We start from the raw sequence: 15,722 nt of genomic DNA on the forward strand, positions 1-15,722 counted from the left end.
CCGCAAACCTTCCCCGTGGGGAAGGTTTTGCGCGCAGGAGGATCACAGCATGAGCCGTAAGAAACGCGGGTTCGACATCGACCTGCCCAGCCCCGACGCCCTGCCGGAAGAGCCGCGCATCGGAACCTCAGACGAGCCGCAGCGCAGGCGGGGCCCCATGGCCAGCGCCATTGCGGAAAACGCGGGTGCGCTGACAGAGCGTGCGGATGCCGAGGCGCTGATCAGGGCCGAGAACGACAAGCTGGCGCATGAGTATGTCGGCCTCAAGCGCGCTGGCTTGATCGTGCAGATGGTGCCGCTGCACAGCGTCGTGGCCGAGGCGCTGGTGCGGGACCGCAGCAGCGCGCCGGACGACGAGTTGCGCGATCTGGTCGAATCGATCCGGGACGTGGGCCTGTCGAACCCGATCCGGGTGGAGGCGCGCGAGGATGGCAGGTTCGAACTGATTCAGGGGTTCCGACGGTTGTCGGCCTACCGCGAATTGCTGGCAGAGGAGGGGGAGGCCTGGGCCGCGATCCCGGCGAACGTCCTTCCCCGTGGGGAAGGTATTGCCGGGCTTTACCGTCAGATGGTCGACGAGAATCTTGTGCGTAAGGATCTGTCGTTCGCCGAAATGGCGACGGTGGCGGAAGCCTATGCGCAGGACCCCGATACGGAGCCGACGAATATAGACGACGCGGTGGCGGAGCTTTTCAAATCCGCCGCCTACAACAAGCGCAGCTATATCCGCAGCTTTGCCAAGCTGTTGGGGATGATCGGCAAGCATATCGACTTTCCCGAAGAGATTCCCCGCAACCTTGGTCTGGCGCTGCTCAAGCGGTTGTACGAGGACGAGACGGCGTTGCCGCGCCTGACGGCGGAAATTTTCGCGCTTGGGCCACATGGCGTCGCCGAAGAGCTGGATGTCCTGCGCCGGATCGCGGGGGATGATGTGGAGGTTGCGGGCGACAGCGCGCCGCAGGACCGAACCGCGGGGAAGGGGGCAGGGGCCACACGGCGGCCGCGCACGACCTTCGAGGTCAGCCACGGCGGGCGGCGGGTGAAGTGCACCGCCGGGGTCGGGCAGCTGTCGCTGAAGCTGGACCGGGACCTGACCGGGGTCGAGCGGCGCAAGCTGGAGGAGGGGATCGCCCGCCTGCTGGACGCGCTGGACTGAGCGGCGAAACCTTCCCCGTGGGGAAGGTTTTGGCGGCCCTACGGCGAACGCCTGTTTAAGGTGTTGTTAATGATTGTAAAATCCTGTTGACGGCGCTGGTGGGCAGAGTGACGCGAGCGACTTACCCCGATATTGAATACGTTTGCAAAAATGAAATGACGCGCTATCGTGGCCTCGTCATTCCCTTTTGCCGATTCACTGAACAGGACCACACCATGCGCTCTTACGCCTCGCTGATGGAGAACATCACCCAACTGCACAAACCGAAGGATGCCAGCGGCGCGGACGCATCCGACATTGCCGATACGGTCGCGAAAGTCCTGCAGGACGTGCGCAAACGCGGCGATGCGGCTGTCGCGGAGTATGCCACGAAATTCGACAAGAGTGACTTGACCGCATTCGAGGTGTCGCAGGACGATCAGATCGCCGCACTGGCCGAACTGGACCCGCAGACGCGCGCGGATACGGAATTCGCCATTGCAAACGTACGCAAATTTGCCCAGGCGCAGCTGGACACGATGCTGCCACTGGAGATCGAGGTGCTGGACGGCGTGCACCTGGGCCACCGCATCATTCCGATTGAACGGGTAGGGTGCTATGTGCCGGGCGGGCGCTATCCGCTGCTGTCCGCGCCGATCATGACGATTGTCCCGGCCAAGGTCGCGGGTGTGGACGAGGTGATCGCCTGTCTGCCGCCGAACGCGCACCGGGCGATGATCGCCGGGTGTCACCTTGCCGGGGTGGACCGGATTTTCCGCATCGGCGGCGCGCAGGCGATTGCGGCGATGGCCTTCGGCACCGAGACCGTGCCTGCCGTCGACAAGATCATGGGCCCCGGCAACGCCTTTGTGAACGAGGCCAAGCGGCAGGTGTTCGGGCCCATCGGGATCGACCAGCTGGCCGGGCCGTCGGAGATCTATACGCTGGCCGACCATACCGGCGATGCGGAAATGATCGCCACCGACATGCTGGCGCAGGCGGAGCATGACATCCGCACGCGGGTCGGGCTGATCACCACCGACGCGACACTGGCGCAGGCCGTGAAAGAGGAAATCGACCGCCAGTTGACGGAGCTTGCCACGGCAGAGACCGCCGGGCAGGCCTGGCGCGACTATGGCGAGATTGCCGTGTGCGATGACGAGGCGACGATGATTGCCTATTCCGACTACATCGCCGCAGAGCATTTGCAGGTGCATACGGCGGACCCCAAGGATTTCGCGCGCAAGCTGCGCAACTACGGGTCGCTTTTTATCGGGGAACTGGCCAGCGTCGTCTATTCCGACAAATGTTGCGGCACGAACCACACGCTGCCGACGATGGCGGCGGGGCGCTATACCGGCGGTCTGTGGGTCGGGGCCTATGTGAAGGTCGCCACGCATCAGTGGATGGAACCTGCGGGGGTCAAGGCCGTGGCCCCGCCTGCCGTGCGCCAGAGCGCCAGCGAGGGGCTGGACGGGCACCGGCGCGCCGCACAGCTGCGGCTGGACCGGCTTCAGAGCACGTAAGGATCGGGTGCGGTGTGATCGGTCGCGGCCTCGAACGCCGCGCCGATTTGCAGCACGGTGGCATCCGCGCCGCGCTTTCCCACGATCTGCAACCCGAGCGGCAGGCCCGCGTCAAAGCCCATCGGGACGCTGAGCGCCGGGTGGCCCGTGACGTTGAATGGCAGGGTGCGCATGGCTGTCCAGACCGTCGCGCCGCCTGTGAAGGCGGCGAAGGGCGGCGCGGTGGTGATCGTGGTGGGCAGGATCAGCGCATCATGCGTATTCAGCAGAGTGTCAATGGTGGCGGCGAATCCGGTCATCATCGCCTGCGCTGCTTTCAGTGCGGCGGCGGTGATCGGCCTTCCTGACAGGATACTGCGCGCCGCCGCATCGCCGATCAGCGCGCGCTGCGTCTCGGCCGCCTGTCCGTGGGTCGCGTATTCACCGGCGAGGATGATCTGGGCGGCGGCATCCTCGATCTCTGCATAGGCGGGCAGGGGGGTGAGGGTGACGCGCGCGCCGCAAAGCGACAGGGCGGCGGCGGCATCGTCCATCAGGGTTTGCAGGGCTGGGGTGGCCTGCGGATCGGCGCACCAGTCGCGGCCATAGGCGATACTGTGGCCTGCGATTCCTGTCAGCGGGGCAGGGGGGGTGCCGGTGAGGGTGGCCTGCATCGCCGCCGCCTCTGCCACGGTGCGGGCCATGGGGCCTGCGTGGTCGAGCGCGGGGACAAGCGGCATGGTGTCCGCCAATGATACCGCGCCATGGGTGGGTTTCAGCCCCGCGATGCCGCAATAGGCGGCGGGGCTGCGGATGGAGCCGCCGGTATCGGTGCCGAGCGCCATCCGCACCATGCCCGCCGCCAGCGCCGCGGCGGACCCGGACGATGACCCGCCGGTGACATGCGCGTGATGCCAGGGATTGCGCGGCTGGGGATAGAGGCTCGTGTCGTCCGGGCCGACGGTGGCGAGTTCATAGGTCGCCACCAGCCCGAGAGCGATCGCGCCCGCCGCCTGCAGCGCCTGCACGGCGGGGGCGGTGGTTTGCGCGACGCGGGTTTCCTGCAGGCGCGAACCCCAGCGCACGGGCCAGCCGGCCACGTCGAAGATGTCTTTCACCGCGAAGGGGATACCGTGCAGGGGGCCGGGTTCTGTCCCGTTGGCAAGGGCGGTATCGGCGGCGCGTGCGGCGGCCATGGCGCTGTCGGCGGCGATGTGGACAAAGGCCCCGATGGCCGGATCGCGCGCGGCGATCCTGTCAAGATGCGCCTGCATCAGCGTGACGGCGGTGAGTGCGCCGGACCGCAGCGCCGCCTGCGCGCGGTCCAGCGGCAGGTCGGCGGGGTGTAATGTCAGCCCTGCGCGAGGAGGATCTGCTTCCATATCGCGACCTCGTCCCAAAGCGACCATTCCCTGCGCAGGCCCCATGGGCCGAATTCCGCATGGGTAAAGCCCATGATGTGCACGGGCGCGCCGGTGGGGGCGCCGAACTTGCCGTGGCCGGTGTGCTGTCCGTCGAGCGACCAGCGGATCGCGGCGCGGTCGGGTTCGCCGCGATCGTCGCGGCCGATGCGGTGGTGCACGGTGAAGGTGGCGTCGGGGAAGGCCGCGCGCAGCTGCATCCATTCGGCGGCAAGGGTCTGGCGGCCCCAGCCGGTGACGCCGCCCGCGTGGTAATAGCCCACGGCGCGGTCATAGGTTTTGTCGATCACGGCGACATCGTAATCCATGATGCGCGACAGGATGTCGGCCAGCCTGTCGCCCAGTGCGTGATCGTTGCCGGTGCCGGTATAGGGGCCGGGGCGGTCCTGATCGGGGGTGAAGGGGCGGATGGGGGTATCGCCTTCGCGCGCGATCATGGCGCGCGCCCAGCCTTCGGGCGTGTGGCCCAGCTGCTGGACCATGGAGGAGAAATCGTAGCAGAGCCATTCATCGGTGATCACGTCATCCTGCACGAAGCAATCGGCGATGCAGCGGGTGGTGACACGCTTGCCGGTCGGCGGGCCAAAGACGCCGTGACCGGTGTGCGTGCCGGTGATGACGGAGCGATGCGACGAGAGGTAGCCGTCTTTCTCGGTGCCCGACCAGATCACATCGTCGCCGAGGATCTCGCGGTCGGGAAAGGCGGCCTGCGACGCCAGCGTATCCTTGATCACGCCATCGGTGCCGAGGATCAGCGCCTGGGTCGAGCGCATGACCATGTCGCTGCCATAGCTTTCGCGGAGCGAGGCGATCTTGCGCTGTTCCCAGATTTCGAAGGTCACACCCTGGATGTAGTCGGGCAGGGTGGCGAAACGGCTCATTCCACGGCCCCGGTGTGCAGGTGGATTTGTTTCCAGATGGCGACCTCGTCCAGCAGGGTGAATTCGCGGCGCAGGCCCCATTCGCCCCATTCGGCGTGGGTGGCGCCCATGACATGCACCTCTGCCCCTGTGGGCGCGCCGAAAAAGCCGCTGCCGGAATGCTTGCCGGTGAGCGACCAGCGCACGGCGGCGCGGTTGGGCAGGCCGGGGTCGCTGCGGCCGATGACGTGGTGGATTTCGAATTTCGCGGTCGGGAAGGACGAGCGCAGGCGCATCCAGTCGGTCTCGGCGAAATCGTAGGACCAGCCGCCGCGCGCGCCCCAGTGTTCGGTGCGGACCGCGCGGTCGTATTCGCGGCGGATCACGGTGAAATCCTTGTCCATCATCTGTTGCAGGATACCCGCGAGCCGCTGGCCCCATTCGTTGTCATTGCCGCGCCCGGTATAGGGGCCGGTCACGTCCTGATCGGGGTGGAAGGGCTTGACGCAGGCGTCGGGGCCGCCTTCGGTCTGGATCTGGTAGCGGGCGTAGTCGGGCACGTCCCAGCCCAGTTGCCGGGCGATGCCGCCCACGTCGCGGATCAGCCATTCATCGTCGATGGTATCGGCCTTGGCGGCGCAATCGGCGATCACGCGGATTTCGAACCGCTTGCCGGTGGGCGGGCCGAACGCGCCGTGGCCGGTGTGGGTGCCCATGGTGACGAGGCGGTGGGACGACAGATAGCGCCCGTCCTCCGGCCCTTCGGACCAGATCACGTCTTCGCCAAGAAGCTGCCGGTCGGGGACTTCTGCCAAGGTCGCCAGCGTCCCGTCGATCACGCCCGCGTTGCCGATCGCCAGATGCGAAGGGAACCGCATCGGGATGTCCTTGCCGTAGTAGTGATGCAGGGTCGACAGGCCGCGATCCTCCCAGATTTCCTTGGTGATCTTGATGATGTAGTCCGGCAGGTCCTTGAACTGGTTGGAAAAATCTTTCATGCGTGTTGGCCTGTCTGCAGCAGGATCTGTTTCCAGATCGCGGTTTCGTCGATGAGGGTGTAATCGCGCCGGATCGTGGGATCGCCAGCGCCGAAGGGGCCGAATTCTGCATGGGTGATACCCATGATATAGACTTCTGCCCCGGTGGGGGTGCCAAAGCGGCCCCAGCCGGAATGTGTGCCGTGCAGCGACCAGCGCACCGCCGCGCGCGGCGGCATCAGCGGATCGTCACGCCCGACGGTATGGTCGATGGTAAAACTGGCGGTGGGAAAGGCGGCGCGCAGGCCCATCCAGAAGTTATCGGCATCCGCCCAGCCCATGCCGTCCTGCCCGGCCGGGTAATGCAAGGCGGCGGCGCGGTCATAGTGGCGCGGGATCACATCGAGATCGGCCGCCATGATCGCGGTCAGCGTCTCGGCCAGCCGCGCGCCGAAGGGATCGTCGTTGCCCTTGCGGGTGTAGGGGCCGGGCACGTCGTTGGCGGGTGTCATCGGTTTCACGCAAAGCTCTGGTCCGCCTTCGCGCGCGATGAGGTCACGGGTCCAGCCGACGACATCGTAACCCATTTGCTGCACGATGGCGGCCTGATCGCGGACCAGCCATTCATCGTAAACGGCGCCGTCGCGGATCGCGCAATCGGCCAGAATGCGGTAGGCGACCCGCTTGCCCGTAGGCGCGCCGTACATGCCGGGGTGCGAATGGGTCGCGGTGCAGATCAGCCGGTGCGACGACAGGAAGGCATCGGATGTGTCGGTGGCCCCTTCGGGATCATCGCACCAGATCACATCCTCGCCCAGCAATTCGCGGTCCGGGAATTCGGCCAGTGTCGCCATGGTGGCGGCGATCACGTTGGTGTTGTCCACCACGACAGAGGCGGGGGAGCGCACGATCAGGCCGTCGGCGTAGAGTCCGCGGAGTGCGCCGATCCTGCGGTCCTCCCAGATTTCCTTGGTGATGCCGATGATGTAGTCTGGCACGTCGCGCCATTTTGGATCGAATCCGCGCATCATGGGTCCTGTTTTGCCGGTTGGGTGGAGCCGCGCAGGATCAGTTCGCCCTGCAGGCTGATTTTCTGCGGTGTGGTCTGCGGATCGGCGATGCGCGACAGCAGGGTCTGCACGGTCTGCGCCACCATCCGGTTGATCGGCTGGCGGTAGCTTGTCAGGTCATAGGCGGGCCATGCGGCGATGGGCACGTCGTCAAACCCGGCGATGCTGACATCCTCCGGCACGCGCAGGCCGAGCTTGCTGCGCAGCGTGTCCATCACGGCAAAGGCCATGTGATCGTTGCAGACGAAGGCCGCATCGGGCCTGTCGGGGCCTGCGAACATCTCCAGCGCCGCAACGCGGGCCTTTTGATACTCGAACCCGCCTACGGTGTGATAGCCGAGGGTCAGCCCCGCCTCTTCCAGCCCGTCGCGAAAGCCCTGTTCGCGGTCGCGCTGGGTCGATGCGCCCTCGAACCCGGCGATATAGCCGATGCGGGTGTGGCCCAGATCGGCGAAATGCGCGGCGATGGCGCGGCTGCCGGCGCGGTTGTCGGTCGTGATCGAGGACAGGTGCGGATCGTCCTGATCACGGTTGAACAGCACCACGGGGATACCGTGATCGGTGCAGCGCGCGGTGAGTTCCGAGGACATCGAGACGGAGGCGAGCACGATGCCGTCGACCTGGTAGTCGAGGATTTCCTCCATCACGTCCTGCACGTCGCCCACGGTGGGCTGCGACATGAAGACCAGCACGTGATAGCCCTGCGCCTGCAACGCGATGGACAGCTTTTCCACGACCTGCGGGTAGAACTGGTTTTCGAGATAAGCCACGACCAGGCCGATGATGCGGCTTTTGCCGGTGATCATGGCGCGGGCCAGCACGTTGGGGCGATAGCCCAGCTCGCGCGCGGCGACATGCACCTTTTCGCGGGTCGCCTTGGAAACCGATGCGCCGGGGGTATAGACGCGGCTGACTGCCGACTGGCTAACGCCTGCCAGCTTGGCCACCTGAAGCGAGGTGATGCGGTCGTTCGGCATCAGTCGGCTGTCCAACCTCCATCCAGCAGTAGGTGCGTGCCGGTCATCAGGGCGGAGGCATCGGAGGCGAGATAGACGACAGCGCCCATCATATCGGTGACCTCGCCGACGCGGTCCAGCTTGATCTTGTCCATGATCCAGGCGAGCCGGTCGGGGTTGTCGAAGGTCGATTGCGTGAGGGCCGTACGCACGAAGGTGGGGCAGATCGTGTTCACGCGGATGCCCTGCTTGCCCCATTCCAGCGCCATCGCCTTGGTAAAGCCCTCGACGGCGTGTTTCGTGGCACAATAGACCGCGCGGTCGATCCCGCCGACATGGGCCATCTGGCTGGAGATGTTGATGAGGCTGCCGGGCTTGCCGGCGTCGATCAACCCGCGCGCGACGGCGCGGGTGAGGAAATACGCGCCCTTGATGTTAAGGGTCGCGACAGCGTCGAAATCATCCTCGGTGGTGTCGAGCGCCGGGCCGTGACGGGCGAGGCCTGCGGAGTTGACCAGCACGTCAAAGGGGCCGTTGTCGCTGACCGCCTTTCCGGTCGCCGCGACATCGGCCACGTCGAGCGACAGGGCGTCGACCTGCATACCGGCGGCGCGCATCTCGTCCACCGCCTCGGCCAGCTTGTCCGCGCGGCGGGCGGCGAGGGTGACATGCGCCCCCGCCTGCGCCAGTGCGACCGCACAGCCCAGCCCGATACCGGATGACGCCCCCGCGACCAGCGCGCGCTTGCCGTCAAGCCGGAAGGACGGGGTTTGCGGGAGTGTCATCGAGTGGTCCTTGTTGCAGGTGCCGGAGCCTCCGGCGGGAGTATTTCAGGCAAGGTGATGCGGGAAGGCGCGGCCCTATTCCGCCGCGTCCCGGTAGGGTGCCCCTTCGCCATAGGGCACGTTGACGCCGCCATAGCGACGCACCCGCACGTTGCACTGTTCGGCGTGGCCGACGAAGCCTTCGAGCATGCACAGACGCGAGCCGTAGGCGCCGATGGAGGCTGCGGCCTCGTCCGTGGTGACGCGCTGATAGCTGTGTGTTTTCAGATACTTGCCGACCCAGAGACCGCCGGTATATCGCCCGGCCTTCTTGGTGGGCAGGGTGTGGTTGGTGCCGATGACCTTGTCGCCGTTGGCCACGTTGGTGCGCGGGCCGAGAAACAGCGCGCCGTAGCAGGTCATGTTGTCGAGGAACCAGTCGTCACGGTCGGTCATGACCTGCACGTGTTCGGACGCGATGTCGTCGGCGGTGGCGAGCATTTCGTCATAGGTATCGCAGACGATGATCTCGCCGTAGTCTTCCCAGCTTTTCGATGCGGTATCGGCGGTGGGCAGGATTTTCAGAATCCTGTCGATTTCGGCCATGGTGTCGCGTGCCAGCTTTTCGGAGTTGGTCAGCAGCACGCAGGGGCTGTTGTAGCCGTGTTCGGCCTGGCCCAGCAGATCGGTCGCGCAGAGTTCGGCGTCGGCGGCGGTCTCGTCCGCGATGACCATGGTTTCGGTGGGGCCTGCAAAGAGGTCGATGCCGACGCGGCCGAACAGCTGGCGCTTGGCCTCGGCCACGAAGGCGTTGCCGGGACCGACGAGCATATGCACGGGGTCGATGGTTTCGGTGCCGATGGCCATGGCGCCGATGCCCTGAATGCCGCCCAGCACATAGATTTCATGCGCGCCGCCCATGTGCATCGCGGCGATCACCGCCGGATTGGGTTCGCCCTTGAAGGGCGGCGTGGCGGCGATGATGCGCGGCACACCCGCGACGGCGGCGGTGGCGACCGACATATGGGCAGAGGCGACCATCGGAAACTTGCCGCCCGGCACATAGCAGCCGACGGATTGCACGGGGATATTTTTGTGGCCCAGGAACACGCCGGGCATGGTCTCGACCTCGATATCCAGCATGGAATCGCGCTGCGCCTGGGCGAAATTGCGGACTTGTTCCTGCGCGAAGCGGATGTCGTCGAGATCGCGCGGGTCCACCTTTGCGATCAGGGCCTGAATGTCGTCATCCGACAGACGGTAGCTTTCGGGGCTGTAGCTGTCGAATTTCTCGGCCATCTCGCGCACGGCGGCATCGCCACGGGTCTCGATGTCTTTCAGGGCAGCCTCGACGGTGGCGCGGACGGCAGTGTCGTCGGCGGCACGTTCGGATTCGGGTTTACCTCGCTTGAGATAGGTGACGGTCATTTCAACATCCTCGGGCTGGATTTGCAGGCGTGGGCGCGGCGGACCACCGCGCGGGGCAGGGGGGGTGGCGCGGGCGGGTCCGCCCGACGCCGAACGGGTCAGAGCGCGATCCGGTCACCGGACGCCGTGTCGAACAGGTGGCAGATGCTGGCCGGAATCGCCGCCTGCACCACATCGCCGATTTCGGCGCGGTATTCCTTGTTCGTCTTGACGGACACCAGCGCGTCACCAAGCCGCCATGTGATCATCGACGCCTCGCCCAGCAGTTCGATGGAATACATCGGCGCCTCGATCTGGCCACCGGCGGGGACGATTTCGGCGTCTTCGGCGCGGAACCCCAGCGTGACGTTGCCGGACGGGCCGGCAGGCAGCCCCTCGACCCGGATATTGGGGCCTTCGAATGTGCCGTTCGCCAGCTTGCCCTCGACCAGGTTCATCGCGGGAGAGCCGATGAAGCTGGCGACGAAGGTATTGGCCGGTTCGTCGTAAATGTCCGTCGGCGTGCCGACCTGCTGGATCTTGCCTTTGTTCATCACGACCACGCGGTCGGCGAGGGTCATCGCCTCGATCTGGTCGTGGGTCACATAGACGGTCGTGATCTTCAGCTTCGATTGCAGGTTCTTGATCTGCGCGCGGGTGCTGACTCGGAGTTTCGCATCGAGGTTCGACAGCGGTTCGTCCATCAGGAAGATGTTGGGCTTGCGCACGATGGCGCGGCCAAGGGCCACACGCTGACGCTGACCGCCGGAGAGTTCGGCGGGACGGCGGTGCATGAAATCCTCAAGCTCGGTCATGCGCACGGCGGTCATCACCATCTCGTCGTGCTTTTCCTTGGGCACCTTGCGGACGCGCAGCGGGAAGCGGATGTTTTCATAGACCGACAGGTTGGGATAAAGCCCGTAGGACTGGAACACCATGGAGATGTCGCGGTCCTTCGGGTCCATGTCGTTGACGACCTTGTCGTCGAACAGGATTTCACCTTCGGTGACGTCTTCCAGTCCGGCGATCATGCGCATCGTGGTCGACTTGCCGCAGCCCGATGGCCCCAGCAGCACCAGAAATTCCTGGTCCGCGATGTCGAGGTCGAAGTTGTCGACGCCGATGAAGCTGCCCCAGCGCTTGTTGACGTTCTTGAGTTGAAGTCTGGCCATTGTGAAGCCCCCTTATCCTTTGACGGCGCCAGCGGTCAGGCCGCTCACGATTTGACGTTGGAAGAACATGATCAGCACGAAGAGCGGGATGATGGCGGAGACCACGGCGGCCACGGCATACATCACTTTGCCCTCTTCCTGGGTGGACCCGAGGAAGCTCTCGATTTCCGGGATCATGGTCGAATTTTCTTGGCTCAGCAGCATCGCCGTGACGGTAAAGTCGTTATAGGCGAGCAGGAAGCTGAACAGTGCGGTGGTCACCACGCCCGGCCACATGACCGGGATGATGGTCAGGCGGAAGGCCTGGAAACGGGTGCAGCCGTCGACCATCGCCGCCTCGTCCAGATCCTTGGGGATCGACAGGAAGAAGCTGTGCAGCATCCAGAGCGTGAAGGGCTGGTTGATCGCCACGAGCACGATGATCGTGGTGGGCAGATAGCCCCAGATGTTCAGTTCGAAGAAGGGCAGCAGGTAGCCCGACACCAGCGTGACGTGCGGCATGGCGCGGAACACCAGCGCCACCATCAGCAGCCAGAAGGTGTATTTGAACCCCGACCGTGCCAGCGCGTAGCCGCCCAGCGTGCCGAGCGTCAGCGAGATCAGCACGGTGAAGAACACAACGATCCCGGAGTTCAGCGCGGCGCGCCAGAATTCGCGTTCCACCCATGCGCCGTAGTAGCCGTCGGTGGTGAACTTGCCGCCGGTCTGGCGTTCGGTCACCGGGCCGAAGATCGCGTTCATCCAGTTGGCGCGGGAGAAGAAATCACCCTCGACCTTGAACGACCCCCAGGCTGTCCACAGGAACGGGAAGGCCGCGACGAAGAGCCAGAGCAGCACGAACCCGATCACGAGGATCTTGAGGGGCAGCGGCTTCTTTTCGTTAGGATTTGCCATGTGCTTTCCCCTCAGGTCTTGCGGTTGAATTCGCGCCAGTTGCGGCGCAGGACCGGCAACAGCAGGATGATCACGCCCAGCACCGTCAGCATCGACGTGGCGGCGGCAGAGCCGTAGAGCGGCGAGTCGGATTCGCGCAGGTCGACGTAGATCAGATAGCTGAGCGACGTGGCGTAGGCCTGTGCCGAGAAGCCGATGATCGGTTCGAACACCCGGAAGTTATCCATCAGCTGCATCAGCGCGATGAACGTGGCCAGCGGCAAAAGGTAGGGCATGACGACGAAGCGGATGCGTTCCCACCGGTTCGCACCGTCGACCATCGCCGATTCCATCGTGTCCTGCGGCACCGATTGCAAACCGGCGTAGAAGACGACGAAGGCGAAGGGCGCGGAGTGCCAGACGCCATAGACGAACAACGTGAGCCAGGTCAGCGTGGCCGAGGCCTTGAGCGAGAGTGACGGGTCGTTGAACAGCGATTGCAGCGCCGCCCCGATGATCCCGCGGCTGTCGATCATCCAGTAGAGAACCAGAGAGCCGACGAGCGGGGTGACGATCATCGGCAGCAACGAGAAGAAGATCACCGGCCCCTTGAGGAATTTCGGCACCGAATTTACGGCGACCGCAATGATGAAGCCCAGGATGATGACCAGCGGCGTGACCACGAAGGTATATGCCAGCGTGAACGCCAGCGCGCTGTAGAACGGCAGGTTCATGATCCGGTTGCGGATCTCGCCGAAGTTTTCCGATGTCGACACGATCTCGCGGATTTCGGTGAAGGCGAGGTGGCTGGGGTTGGTGTAGGTGCCCAGACCGTTGAAGCGGCCGGCGGGCTGTTCCTCGCGCAGTTCGGTCATCGCCTCGACGTCGACGCTGACCTCGGGCGAGCAGCCGAACGGTCCGCAGGTTTCGCCGACGATCATGATCTGTTCGTGTTCGATGAACAGCGACTGATACGCGACCGAGAAGATCGGGATCGCAATGAATAGCACCATCGCGAACAGTGACGGCCAGATAAAGGCCAGGAACGTCTTGTGTGGCATGACACACCTCCCCCGTGAACGGTCAACCGCTTTGGTTCATCGCCCTGGTTTTTCGGATAGGGTCGGGAAGGCCGTTATCGGCCTTCCCTGTCGGGTCTTGGCTTAGTTGAGGTAGCCGGCCTCTGTCGCGGCTGTCGTGTAGGCGGCCGTGATGTCTTCCAGCGCCTGTTCCGCGCTTTCCGAGCCCTGCAGGTAGTCGGTCAGGTTGTCACCGGCAGCCGTGTGCAGCAGACCCATGTAGGGCAGCATCGGATAGGGGCGGGCACCGGCCTGCAGGTTGGCGATCACGCCTTCTGCGGCCTTCGTTGGCTCATACCCTTCGACCAGCCATACGGCGAGGTCCTGGTTTTCGGCGACCATCTCGGGCGAGATGCCGACCATCATCGCCTTGAAGGATGCAACCGCATCTTCGTCGCTGATGTTCTTGGCGATGGTGAAGCCATCCCACCACAGCGCGGCGGAGGGGATGTCGTTGCCGCCGATGGTCGGCGCCGCGGTAAAGCTGGTGTTGGCGGCGATCTCAGGATCGGCAGCCTCGTCACCGATATAGGCACCGGCGCGCGAGCCCCAGGAGATGGCAAGCGCCACTTCGTTGGCTTCCCAGACAGGCTTCTGTGCGTTGCTGTCGTAGGTCGCGTAGTCGGCGCTCATGTATTCGGTCATCTGCTTGAGCGTTTCGAGCACGAGCATACCGTTTTCGTTGTTGATATCCAGCTCGGCGGTGCCGGGCTTGAAGAAGTCGGCACCGGTGCCGAGATAGGCGTTCACGAATTCGGCGGCCATGTTCCAGCCGGGCTTGAAGCTGGAGGCGATCGGGGTTTCCATCACGCCCGCCTCGCGCAGCTTTTCAGCGGCGGCGAACATTTCCTCGTAGGAGGTCGGCACTTCGATACCATGCTCGGCCAGCAGGTCTTCGCGGTAGAAGGTGTGCTGCGCGTTCGCCATGAAGGCGATCGCCATGACCTTGCCGTTGACGCGGATCAGCTGGCTTTCCTGCAGGTCCTGACCGTATTCGGCGACCAGATCGTCAAGCGGGCGGATCAGGTCGTCGTTCATCAGCGGCACGATGGAGTTCGTGGCGACGACGGCGACCGTGTAGGTGGCGGGGTTCGTGGTCAGCGCCGCGACCTGGATGGCCTTGTGGTCCTCGGTCTGGTTGCGGGTCACTTCGACGCTGTCGCTGGCGCAGGTTTCAGCGGCATCGGCGATGGCGTGAAGGGCGGCGAAGTCGTTGGACAGAATGCGGACGGAACCGGATTCGATGCCGCAATCGGCAGAGGCGACACCGGCCGCCGCGATCAGCGCACAGGTCGCAACCGTTGTTTTGAAATTGAGAATCATTCAGATTTTCTCCCGTTGGTCATGGTAACCCTCTGTGCACGTCGTTGAGATGCCGAGGTTTTTTGTGATGTTTGACGCCGTTTAGCAGGTTAGCGCTGCGTCAACGCTAGCCAGAACTGACTACGCTTGCAATGATTTTCTCGTTCCCGCGCGCTGGGAACGGCCCTATATCCTTTATTTTTTGACAGAAACCGCCATATCGCGGCGCTTTGCAAAAGAAATCGTTGCAAACGTATGCGAAATGCGCAGATGATCGCTGTGATTCCAGTGCGACACCACAGAAAGTACAGATCATGGCGGCCAAGGATACCCCTGCGACAGACAAAAAGCGCGGCACCAGCGACACGGTCCTGCAATCCGAGCGGCGCGATTTCGTCGATATGGTGCCCACCGACCGGGAGCGGGCACAGCCGATGCGCGGCTTCGATCCGATCTATACCGACATCGTCGATTACATCGTGCGCTGCACCCACCGCATCTGGGACGAGCGTGACGTCGGCCTGATCTACACCCATTATACGCACAACTGCGTCGTCTATGGCGCCACCGGCACGATCTACAACCGCGAAGACGTGGTGCATGACACCATCAAGCGCATGTTCATGCTGCCCGAACGGCGCGGCATGGCCACGCAGGTGATCTGGAACGGCAACGAGGACGACGGGTTCTACACCTCGCATCTGGTCACCGGGACCGGGCGGCACAGCCAGCCGGGCATCTATGGCCCGCCCACCGGGCGGACCTTCGTCGCGCGCACTATTGCCGACTGCATGATCTACGAGAACATGATCTACCGCGAATGGCTGGTCGTGGATTCCATGGCGCAAGTGAAACAGATCGGGCTGGACCCGCAGGCCTATGCCGAAAACCTGGCGCGCCCCTATTTCGAGAAAGGGTTGCTGGCCGTCGATATGGGCGAGAACCGCCGGATGATCGGGCAGTATCCGCCAGAGGCGGAATGTGACACCTCCATCGCCAACAGCAAGGACGAGGAAGAGGTGCTGCGCTGGCTGCACGAAATCCACAATCGTCGCATGTTCGGCAAGATCCGCGACGTCTATGCACCAACGGTGCAATACCACGGCCCGCTGATGAAAGAGCTTTATGGCCACGGGGCGGTGACGCATCAGGTGGTCGGCCTCTACGCCGCGATTCCTGATGGCTTCTACATCCCGCAGCA

The 15,722-nt window shown here is 64.3% G+C and carries 14 protein-coding genes; 3 read left to right on the forward strand and 11 right to left on the reverse strand.

All coding sequences use genetic code 11. The features are described 5' to 3' along the window. Nucleotides 1-49 precede the first annotated feature (49 nt). Together AC04PH_RS17110 and hisD (AC04PH_RS17115) are read left to right on the forward strand one after the other, a co-directional pair. The gene (locus tag AC04PH_RS17110) at nucleotides 50-1,156 is read left to right on the forward strand and encodes a ParB/RepB/Spo0J family partition protein (protein WP_483067051.1); all 1,107 of its coding nucleotides are present in this window, start codon (nucleotides 50-52) and stop codon (nucleotides 1,154-1,156) included. Nucleotides 1,157-1,371: 215 nt separating this feature from the next. After that, nucleotides 1,372-2,661 (forward strand): histidinol dehydrogenase, encoded by a 1,290-nt coding sequence (gene hisD, locus AC04PH_RS17115; protein ID WP_483067052.1) that lies wholly within the window; start codon nucleotides 1,372-1,374, stop codon nucleotides 2,659-2,661. Here the strand turns inward: hisD (AC04PH_RS17115) and AC04PH_RS17120 are convergent. From AC04PH_RS17120 to AC04PH_RS17170, 11 genes are all read right to left on the reverse strand, one after another. Beyond that, nucleotides 2,649-4,022, reverse strand: a complete 1,374-nt coding sequence (locus AC04PH_RS17120; protein WP_483067053.1) for an amidase — start codon at nucleotides 4,020-4,022, stop codon at nucleotides 2,649-2,651. The two genes, hisD (AC04PH_RS17115) and AC04PH_RS17120, sit on opposite strands and share 13 nt — an antisense overlap. After that, on the reverse strand, nucleotides 3,992-4,942 hold the full coding sequence (locus AC04PH_RS17125; protein WP_483067054.1) for an ester cyclase: 951 nt from the start codon (nucleotides 4,940-4,942) through the stop codon (nucleotides 3,992-3,994). Before AC04PH_RS17125 ends, AC04PH_RS17120 begins: the two co-directional genes overlap by 31 nt. Next, entirely contained in the window at nucleotides 4,939-5,919 is a 981-nt protein-coding gene (locus tag AC04PH_RS17130; RefSeq protein ID WP_483067055.1) for a nuclear transport factor 2 family protein, read from the reverse strand. The genes AC04PH_RS17125 and AC04PH_RS17130 overlap by 4 nt, the downstream gene beginning before the upstream one ends. Beyond that, nucleotides 5,916-6,926, reverse strand: a complete 1,011-nt coding sequence (locus AC04PH_RS17135) for a nuclear transport factor 2 family protein (protein ID WP_483067056.1) — start codon at nucleotides 6,924-6,926, stop codon at nucleotides 5,916-5,918. The genes AC04PH_RS17130 and AC04PH_RS17135 overlap by 4 nt, the downstream gene beginning before the upstream one ends. Continuing rightward, nucleotides 6,926-7,945, reverse strand: a complete 1,020-nt coding sequence (locus tag AC04PH_RS17140) for a LacI family DNA-binding transcriptional regulator (RefSeq protein ID WP_483067057.1) — start codon at nucleotides 7,943-7,945, stop codon at nucleotides 6,926-6,928. Before AC04PH_RS17140 ends, AC04PH_RS17135 begins: the two co-directional genes overlap by 1 nt. Then, nucleotides 7,945-8,709 carry an SDR family NAD(P)-dependent oxidoreductase gene (locus AC04PH_RS17145; RefSeq protein WP_483067058.1) on the reverse strand — a complete coding sequence of 255 codons (765 nt, stop codon included), beginning with the start codon at nucleotides 8,707-8,709 and terminating at the stop codon, nucleotides 7,945-7,947. The genes AC04PH_RS17140 and AC04PH_RS17145 overlap by 1 nt, the downstream gene beginning before the upstream one ends. Before the next feature lie 75 nt (nucleotides 8,710-8,784). Further along, nucleotides 8,785-10,116 carry a histidinol dehydrogenase gene (hisD, locus tag AC04PH_RS17150; RefSeq protein WP_483067059.1) on the reverse strand — a complete coding sequence of 444 codons (1,332 nt, stop codon included), beginning with the start codon at nucleotides 10,114-10,116 and terminating at the stop codon, nucleotides 8,785-8,787. 98 nt (nucleotides 10,117-10,214) lie between these two features. Continuing rightward, the gene (locus AC04PH_RS17155) at nucleotides 10,215-11,267 is read right to left on the reverse strand and encodes an ABC transporter ATP-binding protein (RefSeq protein ID WP_483067060.1); all 1,053 of its coding nucleotides are present in this window, start codon (nucleotides 11,265-11,267) and stop codon (nucleotides 10,215-10,217) included. 12 nt (nucleotides 11,268-11,279) lie between these two features. Then, nucleotides 11,280-12,161, reverse strand: coding sequence for a carbohydrate ABC transporter permease (locus tag AC04PH_RS17160; RefSeq protein WP_483067061.1), 882 nt, complete (start codon nucleotides 12,159-12,161; stop codon nucleotides 11,280-11,282). Between the two features lie 11 nt (nucleotides 12,162-12,172). Continuing rightward, entirely contained in the window at nucleotides 12,173-13,201 is a 1,029-nt protein-coding gene (locus AC04PH_RS17165) for a carbohydrate ABC transporter permease (RefSeq protein WP_483067062.1), read from the reverse strand. A gap of 102 nt (nucleotides 13,202-13,303) precedes the next feature. After that, the gene (locus AC04PH_RS17170; RefSeq protein ID WP_483067063.1) at nucleotides 13,304-14,542 is read right to left on the reverse strand and encodes an ABC transporter substrate-binding protein; all 1,239 of its coding nucleotides are present in this window, start codon (nucleotides 14,540-14,542) and stop codon (nucleotides 13,304-13,306) included. Nucleotides 14,543-14,835: 293 nt separating this feature from the next. Here AC04PH_RS17170 and AC04PH_RS17175 point away from each other — a divergent pair. Continuing rightward, nucleotides 14,836-15,722 (forward strand): nuclear transport factor 2 family protein (locus AC04PH_RS17175; RefSeq protein ID WP_483067064.1); only part of this gene is annotated, 887 nt, incomplete at its 3' end.

The organism is Yoonia sp. KMU-150, from assembly GCF_056858355.1.